This window comes from Microbacterium meiriae (assembly GCF_025143875.1).
Taxonomy (GTDB): domain Bacteria; phylum Actinomycetota; class Actinomycetes; order Actinomycetales; family Microbacteriaceae; genus Microbacterium; species Microbacterium meiriae.
Genome location: NZ_JAMBDU010000007.1, coordinates 99,101 through 112,759, shown reverse-complemented (window position 1 = coordinate 112,759; position 13,659 = coordinate 99,101). Strand labels below are relative to the sequence as shown.

9 protein-coding genes are annotated in these 13,659 nt (G+C 70.0%); 4 read left to right on the top strand and 5 right to left on the bottom strand.

Going from position 1 to position 13,659, the window contains the following annotated elements; translation table 11 throughout:
• Positions 1-101 precede the first annotated feature (101 nt).
• Entirely contained in the window at positions 102-338 is a 237-nt protein-coding gene (locus M4D53_RS06660; protein ID WP_259952890.1) for a hypothetical protein, read from the top strand.
• Here the strand turns inward: M4D53_RS06660 and M4D53_RS06655 are convergent.
• A complete protein-coding gene (locus M4D53_RS06655) occupies positions 298-1,362 on the bottom strand; it encodes a LacI family DNA-binding transcriptional regulator (protein ID WP_187663103.1) in 1,065 nt (354 codons plus the stop codon). The genes M4D53_RS06660 and M4D53_RS06655 overlap by 41 nt on opposite strands.
• 93 nt (positions 1,363-1,455) lie before the next feature.
• Here M4D53_RS06655 and M4D53_RS06650 point away from each other — a divergent pair, with 93 nt between their 5' ends.
• Both M4D53_RS06650 and M4D53_RS06645 read left to right on the top strand, forming a co-directional pair.
• Positions 1,456-3,273 (top strand): glycoside hydrolase family 35 protein, encoded by a 1,818-nt coding sequence (locus tag M4D53_RS06650; protein ID WP_259952882.1) that lies wholly within the window; start codon positions 1,456-1,458, stop codon positions 3,271-3,273.
• Positions 3,274-3,458: 185 nt separating this feature from the next.
• Complete coding sequence (locus tag M4D53_RS06645; protein ID WP_259952880.1) at positions 3,459-8,642, top strand: endo-alpha-N-acetylgalactosaminidase family protein; 5,184 nt, start codon at positions 3,459-3,461, stop codon at positions 8,640-8,642.
• 545 nt (positions 8,643-9,187) lie between these two features.
• Here the strand turns inward: M4D53_RS06645 and M4D53_RS06640 are convergent.
• The 4 genes from M4D53_RS06640 to M4D53_RS06625 form a co-directional block, all read right to left on the bottom strand.
• Entirely contained in the window at positions 9,188-10,108 is a 921-nt protein-coding gene (locus M4D53_RS06640) for a carbohydrate ABC transporter permease (protein ID WP_187663106.1), read from the bottom strand.
• Positions 10,105-11,079: a carbohydrate ABC transporter permease gene (locus tag M4D53_RS06635; protein WP_259952879.1), complete on the bottom strand. Its 975-nt coding sequence runs from the start codon at positions 11,077-11,079 to the stop codon at positions 10,105-10,107. Before M4D53_RS06635 ends, M4D53_RS06640 begins: the two co-directional genes overlap by 4 nt.
• An 89-nt stretch (positions 11,080-11,168) precedes the next feature.
• Positions 11,169-12,482 carry an ABC transporter substrate-binding protein gene (locus M4D53_RS06630; RefSeq protein WP_259952877.1) on the bottom strand — a complete coding sequence of 438 codons (1,314 nt, stop codon included), beginning with the start codon at positions 12,480-12,482 and terminating at the stop codon, positions 11,169-11,171.
• 290 nt (positions 12,483-12,772) lie between these two features.
• Positions 12,773-12,964, bottom strand: a complete 192-nt coding sequence (locus M4D53_RS06625) for a DUF3073 domain-containing protein (protein ID WP_025104705.1) — start codon at positions 12,962-12,964, stop codon at positions 12,773-12,775.
• 149 nt (positions 12,965-13,113) lie between these two features.
• Between M4D53_RS06625 and M4D53_RS06620 the strand changes: the two genes are divergently transcribed.
• Complete coding sequence (locus tag M4D53_RS06620; protein WP_187663109.1) at positions 13,114-13,656, top strand: universal stress protein; 543 nt, start codon at positions 13,114-13,116, stop codon at positions 13,654-13,656.
• Positions 13,657-13,659 lie beyond the last annotated feature (3 nt).

Here is a 13,659-nt window from a genome sequence, read left to right as displayed (position 1 = left end):
AAATGTCAGTCGTTAGTGACGACGGAGGACTCATGACGCAATCGGTTCTCTCAACGCGTGAAGATGTGGGAGTCGCGCCATCGAGGGTGCGGAGATGGGCGATGCTCGTGCTCGCACTGGCTTACATCGCGTTCGCAACGTACTACTATCTCGGACCGGCAAAACCGACAAACGAGGTCGTCGTCGTCGTGGGGCTCTCGGTCTTGTGGAGTGCATGGCTCGGCGTGCTGTTGGTGACGCTGATCGCTCGGCCGCGGACACGTGCCGACCGACTGGCAGGTACTGCGGCACCGATGTTCATCGTTGTCGCAGGGGCTTTGAGCTTTCTGGCGTCGTGACGCGAGGTGGGGCGGTCGAGGAGCGCACGATGAGCTGCGGGTCGGTGGAGGGCATCTCGCCGACCGGGTCGTGGCCCTCGATCTGGGTGATGAGCCGCAGCGCGGCGGCGCGGCCCATGGCCTCGAACGGCTGACGGACGGTGGTCAGGGCGGGGGAGGCGTAGGCGGCGAGGGCGATGTCGTCGACGCTCACGACGGAGATGTCCTCCGGCACGCTGCGCCCGGCCTCGTGCAGGGCGCGGATGAGGCCGAACGCCATCTCGTCGCTGCTGACGAAGACCGCGGTCGCCTCAGGGATCGCGGCGATGGTGCGCCCGGCCCGGTACCCGGACTCCGGGGTCCAGTCCGCCGGGATCACCGGCGGCGGGACGATGCCGCGCTCGCGGAGCGTCTGCTCCCAGGCCTCGCTGCGCTGCTGCGTCTCCGTCCAGTAGTCGTCGCCCGAGACGTGCCACACGGTCTCGTGGCCGAGGTCGAGGAGGTGCTCCACGGCGAGCCGGGCGATCGCGCGCTGGTCGACCGCGAGCGGGGCGTCCTCCTCCAGGGAGGTGCGCTCGCTGCGGGTGGCGGGCGTTCGTTCGGTGCGCGCCCGCATCGCCGGTGTGTCCAGGGCGATGGGTACGCCGAGGATGATGCCCTCCGCACCCTGCCGCTCCAGGCGGTCGAAGGCCTCGAGGAAGGCGTCGTCCGAGGCGTGGTCTGCCACCGCGGCGGTGGTCACGGTGTAGCCGTTCGCCGCCGCGGCCTGTTGGATGCCGACGCCGAGCGCGGCGGAGGAGTAGCGGTCCGTCGAGACGACGATCACGCCGAGCACGCGCGTGCGTCCCGATGCGAGCGACGCGGCTGCGGCGTGCACCCGGTAACCGAGTTCCTCGACGGCGGCCAGCACCCGTCGCGCGGTGTCGGGGCGGACGTTGTCCTGCCCGGACATGACGCGCGAGACGGTCTGCGTGGAGACGCCGGCGAGGCGGGCGACGTCGACCTGGCTGGGGGCGCGGTCGTCTTTCGGGCGGCGAGGGGACATGCCCCAATGGTAGCGATCCATCGGCGGAAAACCAGGGAGCACGGACCTCGGCGATGCGATAATGTGAACGCAAACAATTCAGCTGGGAGTGCAATGTCCGACCTTCTCGCCGCGGCTTCCGACGGCTCGACCACCGCCGTCGCCGCGCCGGCAGACGCCGCTGCCTCCGGCGCTCCTGCCCTGTCCTGGCGCGAGGGGGAGATCCTCCGCGACGGTGTGCCCCACCGCATCCTGTCGGGCTCGATCCACTACTTCCGCGTCCACCCCGACCAGTGGGAGGACCGCCTGCGCCGGCTCGCCGCGATGGGCGCGAACACGGTCGACACCTACGTCGCCTGGAACTTCCACGAGCGGGTCGAGGGGGACATCCGCTTCGACGGCTGGCGCGACGTCGAGCGCTTCGTGCGGCTGGCCGGCGAGGTCGGCCTCGACGTCTTCCTCCGACCGAGCCCCTACATCTGCGCGGAGTGGTCCAACGGCGGGCTGCCCTTCTGGCTCACCGGCAGGGTCTCGGCGCTGCGGACGAGCGATCCCGCGTTCCTCGCCGCCGTCGACGCCTGGTACGACGCGCTGCTCCCGCGGCTCGCCCCTCTGCAGGCGGCCTACGGCGGGCCGATCGTGGCGATCCAGATCGAGAACGAGTACGGATCGTTCGGCAGCGATGCCGCCTACCTCGCCCACCTGCGTGACGGGCTCCGGCGACGGGGCATGGTGGAGATGCTGACGACGGCCGACGGGATCACTCCGGACATGATCGCGCACGGGAGCGTGCCGGGTGCGATGACGACGTTCACATTCGGCACCGGGGTGCCGGTGGCGGCCTCCCTGCGTCGGCACGGGGAGGCGCTCATGTGCAGCGAGCTCTGGGGCGGCTGGTTCGACCACTGGGGCGAGCGGCACCACGTGCGTTCGGCGGAGAGCATGGGCGGGACGATCCGGGAGCTCCTCGACGAGGGCGGCTCGGTCAGCCTCTACATGGCGCACGGGGGCACCAACTTCGGCCTGTGGAACGGTGCGAACCACGACCTCGTGCTGCAGCCCACGGTGACCAGCTACGACTCCGATGCCCCGATCGGCGAGGACGGCACGCTCGGGGAGAAGTTCCATGCGCTTCGCGCGCTCTTCGCCCCCTTCCACGCCGACGGACTGCCGCCCGTGCCCGACCAGCCGCGGCGGCAGTCCGCGACCTCCGCGCCTCTGGAGCGGCGAGCGAGCCTGCTCGACGTGGTCCGGGCGACCCCTGCCGCGGGCGGGCTCTCGCCGCGCCCGCTGACCTTCGAGCAGCTCGGAGCGGAGGACGGCCTCGTGGCCTACGAGGCCGACGTGTCGTTCCCGGACGAGGCGACACTGACCGTCGACGGCCTGCACGATCGTGCGGTCGTCTTCCTCGACGACCGCCGCCTCGGTGTGCTCGAGCGGGACGGCGAGACGTCCCTCGCTCTCCCGGTGGACGGCGGCTCCGGTCGGCTGGCGCTCGTCGTCGAGAGCCTCGGGCGCATCAACTACGGGCCGTACACCGGGGAGGGCAAGGGCATCATGCGCGGCGTGATGATCGGCCGCCGTCTCGTGAACGGCTGGACGCATCGCCTCCTGCCGCAGACGGCACCGGCGGTGGACGCCGCTGCCGTGGGCGGGGTGGACGGCCTCGCCGTCGCCGCGCTGGACGTCGCCGAACCCCTGGACGCGTGGCTCGCCTTCCCCGGTGGCGGCAAGGGACTGGTGTGGCTGAACGGATTCCTGCTCGGACGCTACTGGAGCGTGGGCCCGCAGGAGACGCTCTACGCCCCCGCGCCGTTGTGGCGTACCGGGCGCAACGAGATCGTGGTGCTCGACACCGACGGCCTCGGTGCGACCGTGGAGATCCGGGAGGCGCCGTCCCTCGGGGAGACCGAGGAGTTCATCGGCTCCTGAGCCGCACTCGGGCCTCGGGTGGTGACCTTCGGCCAATGTTTGCGCATACTTGACGTTCGCCTCTTGTCTTAAGCCACAAGCTCGCTCTACGGTGATAGCGCAAACATCGGTTCCGATCGATGATCCATCTGCGGCGCACCGGGGCGTCCCTTCCTCCGGCCGTCGCACCGTTCGAGAGGCAAGACGTGTCGACACCTTCCCGACCGCCGCGCACCGCCGTCGCCGTCAGTTCCCTGCTGGCGACGGCTCTCGCGCTCGGCGGAGCGCTCCTCCCTGCGACCGCGGCGCAGGCCGCCGATCTCGTCCCCGTCCCGCACGCGGACTACCGGCTGCACGCGGTGTCCAGCGAAGCCGATCCGTATCCGGCGCCGCCTTCGCTCGACGGCACGGCTCTCGGCGCCTTCGACGGCGACTACTCGACCCAGTGGACGTCGCGGTACTCGGCCAATGCCCCCTTCCCGCACTGGATCGCCCTCGATCTGCAGCGGCCCCTCTCGGTGAAGGCGCTGGACTATTCGGTCAAGCGCGGGCAGAGCGTCGCGGCGAAGACCGTCGAGGTGTACGTCACGGATGACGCCGACGCCGCGCGCACCTCGCCCGCCGACGGGGGATGGGGCGCCGCCGCCGCGGCCGCGACGCTGCACGCGCCCACCGCGAACGACGAGAAGCAGCGCATCACGCTGGAGACCGCGAAGGACGGCCGGTACGTCGCCCTCCTCATCATCGACGCGCAGGGCACCACAGGCGGCGGCGCCGGCGAGATCCAGGTGCTCTCCGACGAGGAGCTCCCACCGATCGTGACCGAGCCGGAGACGCCGGAGCAGCCGGAGCCCGGGGACACCGTCGAGATCGCCGCGGGCGGCACCACGGCCACCGTCTCCTCCGCGTTCCCGCAGATCCTCGGCTACCGCGTGGGCGATGAGCGCCTCGGCGGCCAGAAGGGCTCCCCGCGCACCTGGGCGGTCAACGGCACCGCCTATGCGTCGACCACCACGTCCACGGCGACGGCGACCGGCGTCGACTACGTCTCGGCCCTGACCGGCATCGACGTCACGGTGCGCAGCAGCATCCGCGTCGCGGCGAATGGCACGGTCGAGTTCGCCGTGACCGGAGTCGACGGCTCCGCTGCGGTGAACACCCTGGCGCTCCCCGACAACGCCTTCCTCTCCGCGACGGCCGCGGACGGCGCCGTCCTCGACCGCACCGTGATCAGCCCGAACAGCACGACGAACGCCGATGAGCACATCGCTGTGGGGCCCGCGACCGCCACCGGGACGAAGGGCGCGGCCTTCGCCTTCCTCGGCGACGGGACCCTCGCCGGCAGCGTGATCACGAACGCGACGACGCAGGCCTCCGGGGGCACCGCCTCGTGGAACACCCGGCTCACGACGCGGGTGACCGCGGCCGACGGCCGGACTGCCGAGATCGGCTCGAACACCTGGCTCATCCATCCGACCACCGCCGTCGACAGCCGGGTGACGACCTATGCCTTGCCGAAGGTCACGGTGCTCCTCACCGCCGACCGCAACGGCGACGAGACCGTGGACTGGCAGGACGCCGCGATCCGCTACCGCGAGGTCGACGCCCCGCGCCTCGGTGCCGACCGGGTGGCCGACCGCGTGGTCAGCCGCATCCCGTTCAACTTCGCCTCCAGCGCCACGAACTACTTCGACCTCGTGCTCGATAACACCAAGCGCATCGCGAACCAGACCGACGGCCTCGGCCAGTGGGTGCTCAACAAGGGCTTCGGCAGCGAGGGACACGATTCCGCGAACACCGACTACGGCGGGAACTACAACGAGCGTGCCGGCGGCCTCGCCGACCTCAACCGCCTCGTCGACGAGGGGGCGAAGCTCAACGCCGACATGAGCGTGCACGTCAACGCCACGGAGATCTACCCGCAGGCGGACGCGTTCGACGCGGCGATCCTCGACGGCACACCGCCGTACAAGCCGGGCTGGAACTGGCTCGATCAGTCGTACTACATCAATCAGCAGACCGATCTCGGCACCGGACGCGTGCTCGACCGCTTCCAGCAGCTGCGGGACGAGGTGCCGGGGCTCAGCGGCGTCTACATCGACGTGTACTACTCCAACGGCTGGGTGGCCGAGGAGCTCGCGGACGAGCTGAACGCCATGGACCTCGAGGTCGCGACCGAGTGGGGCGACAAGTTCGTCGACAGCACGGTCTGGTCGCACTGGCCGAACGACCTCGCCTACGGCGGCAAGGACAACAAGGGCATCAACTCCACCATGGTGCGGTTCATCCAGAACGCGCAGGCGGACGTCTGGAACGACGACGCCCTGCTGGGCCAGCAGCGTCTCGTCGATGCCGAGGGCTGGGTGGGCAACCGCAACTGGGACGGCTTCATCGGCAACATCTGGTCGCAGAGCCTGCCGACGAAGTTCCTGCAGCACTTCGACCTGCAGACGTACGCGGCGGGGGCCGAGGCGACCTTCACCGACGACGTGACGGTCCGGATCGACGGTGGTACCCGCGTCATCACGATGGACGGCGCGACCGTCCTGCGGGGCGACTCCTACCTGCTGCCGTGGCAGTCGCTGGAGTCGAGCGCCGAGTCGGGTTCGCCCGTCGACGCGGACAAGATGTACTTCTTCACGGCCTCCGGCGGTGAGAAGACCTTCGGGCTCACGGATGCCTTCCGCGGCAACACGACCTTCGACGTGTTCGCGCTCGGCGACCAGGGGCGCGAGAAGGTGGACACCGTCACCGCGGTCGACGGGAAGCTGACGCTCTCCGGCGAGAAGGGGGCGGCTTACGTCGTCGTGCCCCAGGGTGGGGCGCAGCGGGCGGCGATCGAGTACCGCGACGCCGGCCTAACCGATCCCGGGTTCAACTCGGGGTCGCTGGACGGCTGGAATCCGCGGGGCGACGTGACCATCGAGCGCACGGACCTCGGCGCGGCGAAGAACGCCTCACGGGGCGATAACATCGCGGTGTTGGGCTCATCCGCGTCCGCGATCTCGCAGACAGTCACCGGCCTCACCCCCGGGAAGCGCTACGCGTTCTCCGCGCAGGTGCAGATCGATCCGACGGCCACGCGCGACGTGAGCGTCGCGGTCGACACCGGCGCCGGCGTCGTCAGCCGCACCTGGAACCTCTCGCCGACATACAACTACATGCGCGCCGACTCCAAGGCCGGGCAGTACTACCAGCGCGGATCGGTGTCGTTCCTCGCCCCGGCCTCCGGCGAAGTGACCGTCTCGGTCTCGGCGGTCGCCGGTGACGCGGCGGTGCGAGTCGACAACGCCAGGGTGATGGCGGACACGACGGCGCCGACCGCCGCGGGCACCGTGTACTCGAACGACTTCGAGGGCAACCAGCCCGGGTGGGGTCCGTTCGTGAAGGGTGACGCCAACGGCATCGACGACCCGCGTACGAGCATCTCGCGTCGGCACGACCCGTACACGAGCAGCGACTGGCGCAACACGGCCAAGCCGTTCGACACCGGAGCCACCGCGGGCCTCGCGGTGGACTCCACCCTCACCGGTGAGCACTCGCTGATGTCGCACTCCGAGAACTCCGGCGTCGTCTACCGGACCGACCCCACGCTCGTCCCGCTGCAGGCCGGGCACACCTATCGCATCGGGTTCGACTACCAGGCCGGAGCGAGCGGAGCGTACCGCTGGCTGACCGGTACGGACGCCGTGATCGACGGGGAGATCTCCTCGACGACCCTGCGTCGCACCCCTGTCGTGCAGGCGCTGGAGACCACCGCGTTCCGCGAGGACGTGATCGTGGGTTGCGGCGACTACACCTGGGTCGGTCTGGAGCGCGTCGGCGGGCCGGACGTCGACTTCGTCCTCGACGACTTCACGGTGACGGACCTCGGCCCGACGGACGGAGGCACCCCGTGCGCCACCGTCGCCGGCGAGGCCGTGACCCTGAGCCCCGGGGCGCAGACACCCTTCACCACGACCTTCACCAACAGCGAGGACATCCTGGCGGAGAACGTCGGCGTGCAGCTCGACCTCCCGGAGGGCTACACCGTCGAGGTCGCGGACGGCTCCTCGAACCTGTTCACGAAGGTCGCCCCCGGCGAGAGCGTGACGACGGACTGGCTGCTGACGGCACCGGCGTCGGCCGCGGGCTCGCCGGTGAGCATCGGCATCGCCGCCACCTACCTCGTCGACTGCGATGTGCGGACCGTGCAGACCGCGCAGGAGGCCGCTGTCGCGTCCCGCGCCCGCATCCCGAACGCGCAGATCACCGCGACCGCGAGCTCCGAGGAGACCGCGGGTGAGGACGGCACGGCGGCGAACATGCTCGACGGCAACGCCGGGACGTTCTGGCACAGCCGCTGGAGCACTGACGCCGCCGCGTATCCGCACGTGCTGACGTTCGACCTCGGTTCCGCGGAGACGGTCGACGGTATCTCCTATCTGCGTCGCGGCGCGAACCAGAACGGCCCCATCAAGGGCTTCCAGGTCGCGGTCTCCACCGACGGGCAGACCTTCACCGACGTGGCCGCGGGGGAGTGGAAGAACGTCGCGGAGTGGCAGGACGTCGACTTCGCGGCGACGACCGCGCGATACGTTCGGGTGACGGCGACCTCGTCGATCTCGGGCACGCCGTTCGCGGCCGTGGCGGAGATGGCGGTGTACGGCACCACCGCCCCGCAGGCCGGGCACGCACCGGAGGCGCGACCCGAGGACGACCTCGGGGTCTGCGCTCCGGAGACCGATCCTGCGTTGACGCTCGGCGCGGATTCCGTGCGGGCAGGGGAGACGGTCGAGGCCGTGCTCTCGGGCTTCGCGCCCGACGCCGCCGTCTCGTTCTGGCTGGACGGCGTGCGGCTCGCGGACGCGACGATCGATGCGCACGGTGCGCTGACCACCCGGGTCCTCATCCCCGCGGATGCGACGGTCGGGAAGCACCGCTTCCTCGTCAAGGACGCCTCCGGCGCGGAGGTGGCCGGTGCGGCCCTCAAGGTCAAGAAGGCGAAGCCGGCGAAGGTGCCGGTCCTCACCCCGTCGGTCGGCACCGCGGCGGCCGGAGACTCCCTCCGCGTGCACCTCCGCGGCTTCGACCCCGAGTCCGTCGTGCAGCTCTGGCTCCACTCGGAACCGGTCAGGGTGGGCGAGGTGACGATCGCCGCCGACGGCAGTGCAACGGCGACCGTCACCATCCCGGCGGCCACACCCGCGGGTGCCCATGCGCTCGTCGCGACGGACGCCGAGGGCGCCGAGCTCGCTCGTGCGGATCTCGCGGTCACCGTCGCGGCGACGGCCGGTGGCGGGGCGCTGGCCACGACGGGTGCGGAGGGGATGACGTGGCTGGCGGTCACCGTCGGTGCGCTCGCCCTGAGCGCACTCGGTGCGGGGCTCTGGCGACGGCGACGCGGCTGAGTCCCTCTGCTGCACACGAGAGGCCCGGGGTTCGCCCCGGGCCTCTTCTGCACGCGGCGGGGAGTTTGCCGGTTCTCCACGGGTTGCGGTTCCGAGGCCGGAGAGCGTGCCTCCGGTCCCCGATACTCGAGGGGTAGCCACGAAAGGAGCCGCACATGCCGAAGATACTCATCCGCGATCTCGACCCCGGCGTGCATTCCGTGCTCACCGCGCGAGCGCAGGAGCGAGGACAGTCGCTGCAGCGGTACCTCTCGGCGGAGCTCGCCCGCATCGCCGCCCGCCCGACGCTGTCGGAGTTCCTGAGCCGACGAGCGCGGCAGCCGCAGGTGACTGCGCTCACCCGGAGAGCATCGTCGCCGCCGTGCACGAGGGGCGCGCCGGGCGGTGATCGTCGTCGACGCCTCGGTCGTCGTCGACCTGGTCTGCACCGGAACGTCGACCCGAGTCCTGCAGGCGCGGCTGGAGGACGAGTTCCTGCTGCCCCCTCCTCACGCACGACCGGAGGCTCGCGCGGGCGGCCTCCGGTCTGTGCGCGGTCGAGGTGCCTAGCCCTTGACGGCGCCGGCGGCGAGACCGGAGCGCCAGTACTTCTGCAGCGTGAAGAACAGGGCGATGAGCGGGATCACACCGAGCAGCGCCCCGAGCATGACGGCGCCCTTGTCGGGCGAGAAGTAGCTCATCATGCCGTAGAGGCCGAGGGTGACCGGCTTGAGGTCGGGGCTGGAGATCATCATGAGCGGGAGGAGGAAGTTGTTCCACGTGGCCACGAAGATGAACAGGAAGATCGTCACCATCGCGGGGCCGAGCAGCCGCAGCACGATCGTGAAGAAGATCCGGGCCTCACCGGCGCCGTCGATGCGGGCGGCCTCCAGCAGCTCCGTCGGCACCGACGACTGCGCGTAGACCATGCCGAGGAAGACGCCGAACGGCGAGACCGCCGAGGGGATGATGATCGCCCACACGGTGTTCGTGAGGCCGAGCGCCTGGAACTCGATGTACAGCGGCACCGTGAGCAGGGCGACGGGCAGCAGAAGTCCCGCCATGATGATGCCGACCGCGAGCTTCTTCCCGGGGAAGGCGAACTTGGCGATCGCGTAGCCGGCCATCACGGCGAACAGCGTGCCGATGATCCCGGCGCTGAGCGAGTAGAACAGGGAGTTGCCGACCCAGCGCCAGAACAGCCCCTGGGTCCAGCCCATGAGGCTGTCGTAGTTGGCGGCGAGGTTCGGCTCGGCGAACCAGAATCCGAACGTCGAGGTGAGGTCGGTGTTGTTCTTCGTCGAGGCCACCACGAGCCAGAACACCGGCACGAGGAAGTACAGCGTCGCGACGACGAGGGCGATGATGCCGAACGTGCGGGCCGCGGGTCCCGGGGCGATGGAAGGAGGAGGGGCGTCCGCCGCCTGCGGCCTACGAGAGCGCCGCTTCGTCGGCGGGGTCACGGTGACGAGTCGTGTCGTGGTCATGCGTCGCCCTTCCGCCGCTGGAGCAGTGCGTACACGATCGCGAGCACGCCCGCGATCCCGGCCATGAGCAGCGAGTACGCCGACGCCGGACCGCTGCCCGACGGCGACAGCTCGCCCATCATCGTGTTGTAGGTGAGCATCATCGGCGTGAAGTCCTTGCCCATCCAGGAGTTCGCGGCCTCCAGGATGACCGGCTCGTTGAACAGCTGGATCGTGCCGATGATCGACAGCAGCACCGCCAGCAGCGCGGCACCGCGCACGAGCGGCACCTTGATGCGGGTCGCGATCTGGAAGCCCGTCGCACCGTCCAGACGGGCGGCCTCGTAGAGGTCGCGGGGGATGGCCTGCAGGGCGCTGAGGAAGATGAGCATGTTGTAGCCCGTGTAGGTCCACGTCGTCATGTTCGCCATCGAGAAGAGGATCGTCTGCGGCGACATGAGGTCGGTCCCCTCCGGCAGATACGGCAGGAAGGGCGACACCTCGGGCGTGTAGAGGTAGAGCCACATCATCGCCGCGATGATGCCGGGGACCGCGTACGGGAGGAAGAAGGCGAGGCGGAACAGGGCGGGGCGGCGCACGATGAACGAGTCCAGCAGCAGGGCCAGGGCGAGGGCCGCGATGATCATCACCGGGATCTGGAACGCCGCGTAGAGCACGACCCGTCCCATGCCGGCCCAGAAGGCGCCGTCGGTCGCCGCCGCCGCGAAGTTGTCGAGGCCGACGAAGGTGTCGACGAGCTCGCCCCCGCCGTACAGGCCGCCGCCGGCGGGCACCTGCGCGAAGAACGCCGACCGGACCGACACGATGATGGGGATGAGGAAGACGACGGCGAACAGCAGCGCGAACGGCGCCATGAACAGCCACCCGGTCAGCCCCTCTCTTCGGATCCGCGATCGACGGGTCGACGGGGCGACGGGACGGCGCGCGGGAGGGAGCGGCGCCGCTGCCCTCGTCTCGGTCACTGTGGCCATGATGTGCCTCTCGCTCTCACGACGACGGCGGAGTGCACGATCGCCCGTGCACTCCGCCGTCGTTCATCCGATGATGCCGTCCGGTCCGGTCATTCCGCGACCGGGAGGCCGAGGTCCTTCAGCGACGCCACGGCCGTGTCCTGCGCCGTCGTGAAGATGTCCGCGACCGTGGCGGTGCCGGCGGCAGCCGCGGCGGCCGTCTCGTTCATGTTCGCCAGGGTGGAGAATCCGGGGGCGTACGGGAAGTCGGGGTTGAGGTTCTCGGTGGCCGTGCCGAGTTCGGCCAGCACGTCCTGGCCGCCGAACTGACGCAGCATCTTCTCCGGGGTCTCCACCTCGCCCTTCGCGGCGACGACGAGGCCCTGGGAAGCGAGGTCGTCGACCTGCGTGTTGAACCAGTCATTGAACTCCATGGCGGCCGCGGGGTTCTCGCAGCCCTTCATGACCGAGACGCCGGACCCGCCGTCGGGGCCGCTCATCGCCCCGGCGCCGAAGTCGGGGAGCTGGGCGACGCGCCACTGCCCCTCGGCCGGAGTGCCGTCCAGGGAGTCGAGGAGGAAGCCGGCCTCCCAGGCCGCGCCGACGTGGCCGATGAGGCTGCCGTTGTTCAGCGCCGCCGTGAACCCTTCACCCCAGCGCTCGGTCGCGAGTGTCTGCTTGCCGTCGAGCAGGCCCTGCCAGAAGGCGGCGACCCGCTCGGAGCCCGCACCCTCGGCATCCACCTTCCACTCCTCGCCCTCCGTGGAGAACCAGGTGTCACCGGCGGCGGCAGCCTGTCCGGAGAGCCAGTTCTGCGCCTCGTCCGGTGTGAACGCCGTGACGAACTTGCCGGCGGCGGCGGCCGTGGCGGAGGCGGCGGTCAGGTCGTCGAGCGTCGCCGGGGCGTCGAGGCCGAGCGCCTCGAACTCGGCGGTGTTGTAGAAGTAGACGAGGGGTCCGGTGTCCTGCGGGAGGCCCACGATGGCGTCGCCGACCCGCATGCCGCTGAACGCTCCGGCCGAGTAGTGGTCCTCGTACTTCTCGGCCTCCGCGGCGACGTCCTCCAGCAGACCCTTCACGTAGAGCTGCGGCACCTCGGAGTATCCGGTCTGCGCGAGGCACGGACCGTTCCCGGCCTTGATGTCGGTCTCGAGCTTGAGGATCATGTCGCTGGCCTTGCCGTCGAACTTCGTGGCCTTGACCTGGATGTCGGGGTGCTCCTCGTTCCAACGGTCGACGATCTCGGCGACCGTGGTCATGCCCTCGCCGTCGGGGAGGCGGTGCATGTACTCGATGGTGACGGGCTCTCCGCCGGCGTCCCCGCCCCCGGAGGCGGCCGGGGCGCAGGCCGCGAGTCCGAACGCCGACACTGCGCCGAGGGCGACGACCGCGGCGACGCGGGGGGTGCGTGAGGTGGGTGCCATGCTGTTCTCCTCTTTGAGGTCATGTTCCTGCGGATCGCCCGAAGCCGGGACGCGGCGAGGGTGCGCCGTCGATCACATGCACATCAAATCAGAAAATGTTTGCGCTCACAAGACGCGGATCAGCGGAATTGCGTCGGATTAACCTGCCCTGGAGGGAGCGCTGACATCGCGAGAGCCTCCTCGTTCCGGCGGCAAGCCGCGCGGTCGGGACGAGCGACCGGGGCGTCGCATCGCCGCCCGGGAACGACGAAACACCCGCACGAGCCGTGCGGGTGTTTCGAACCGAGGGGCTAGGCCTTCTCTAGTTCGTCTTCGTCTTCGTCCGCGTACTCGTCGGCCCACTTGTCGACGTAGGCGTCTTCGTCGGAGTCGCTCGAGTGCGCGAGCTCGCGCTCCAGCGCCGAGTAGTTCACCGACGGACTGTACGCCTTGAGTTCGCGGGCGATCTTTGTGTGCTTCGCCTTCTGACGGCCACGGCCCATGCCTGAGACCCCCTCACGAGTTAAGCTGCGGGCAGACAGGCGCCCGAGTCATTCACGACACCGGCTCGAGGCCGGTAAGAGTAGCATTCAGGATAGCACGCGGGGAACAGACCCTGGCCGCGGCCAGGCCGGCGAAGGGAGCGATCTCCATGACCGACAGCACCTCCACTCCGTCCGACGAGGCCACGCAGAACGCCGCTCTGCAGAAGGCTGTCATCGTCGGGATGCAGCTCGACCAGGACCCGCACGTTCTCGATGAGGCCGTGCGGTTCGCCCGGCTGCTGAACGCTCCGCTCGTGGTCGCCCACGTCGACATCACGCGCTTCGTCACCTACGAGGATCCGGACGGCTACGTGCACTCCGCCCCCATCGACATCAACTTCGACGCGGGCGCCGCCGAGTTCGAGGCCGTCGAGGCCGCGGCTGCCACGATCCTCGCCGGGAAGGGGGTCACCTGGACGGCGCGACAGCTCGTCGGCGACCCGGCCCTGGCCATCAAGCAGCTCGCCAACAAGCTCGACGCCCAGCTCATCGTGGTCGGCACCCGCAAGCGCGGCATCGGCGAGTCGATCCGGGAGTTCTTCACCGGCTCCGTGGCCGCCCGGCTGGCTCATCGCCAGCACCGTCCGGTGCTCGTCGTGCCCCTGGGGGAGTCGGTACCGGACGAGCAGAAGGAGATCTGGCCGGAGTGACCC

Bases quoted from the DNA above. Each gene is read 5' to 3' on its own strand.
- M4D53_RS06635 (WP_259952879.1), bottom strand. From the start codon at position 11,079: ATGGCCACAGTGACCGAGACGAGGGCAGCGGCGCCGCTCCCTCCCGCG.
- M4D53_RS06650 (WP_259952882.1), top strand. From the start codon at position 1,456: ATGTCCGACCTTCTCGCCGCGGCTTCCGACGGCTCGACCACCGCCGTC.
- M4D53_RS06655 (WP_187663103.1), bottom strand. From the start codon at position 1,362: ATGTCCCCTCGCCGCCCGAAAGACGACCGCGCCCCCAGCCAGGTCGAC.
- M4D53_RS06640 (WP_187663106.1), bottom strand. From the start codon at position 10,108: ATGACCACGACACGACTCGTCACCGTGACCCCGCCGACGAAGCGGCGC.
- M4D53_RS06660 (WP_259952890.1), top strand. From the start codon at position 102: ATGCTCGTGCTCGCACTGGCTTACATCGCGTTCGCAACGTACTACTAT.
- M4D53_RS06625 (WP_025104705.1), bottom strand. From the start codon at position 12,964: ATGGGCCGTGGCCGTCAGAAGGCGAAGCACACAAAGATCGCCCGCGAA.
- M4D53_RS06630 (WP_259952877.1), bottom strand. From the start codon at position 12,482: ATGGCACCCACCTCACGCACCCCCCGCGTCGCCGCGGTCGTCGCCCTC.
- M4D53_RS06620 (WP_187663109.1), top strand. From the start codon at position 13,114: ATGACCGACAGCACCTCCACTCCGTCCGACGAGGCCACGCAGAACGCC.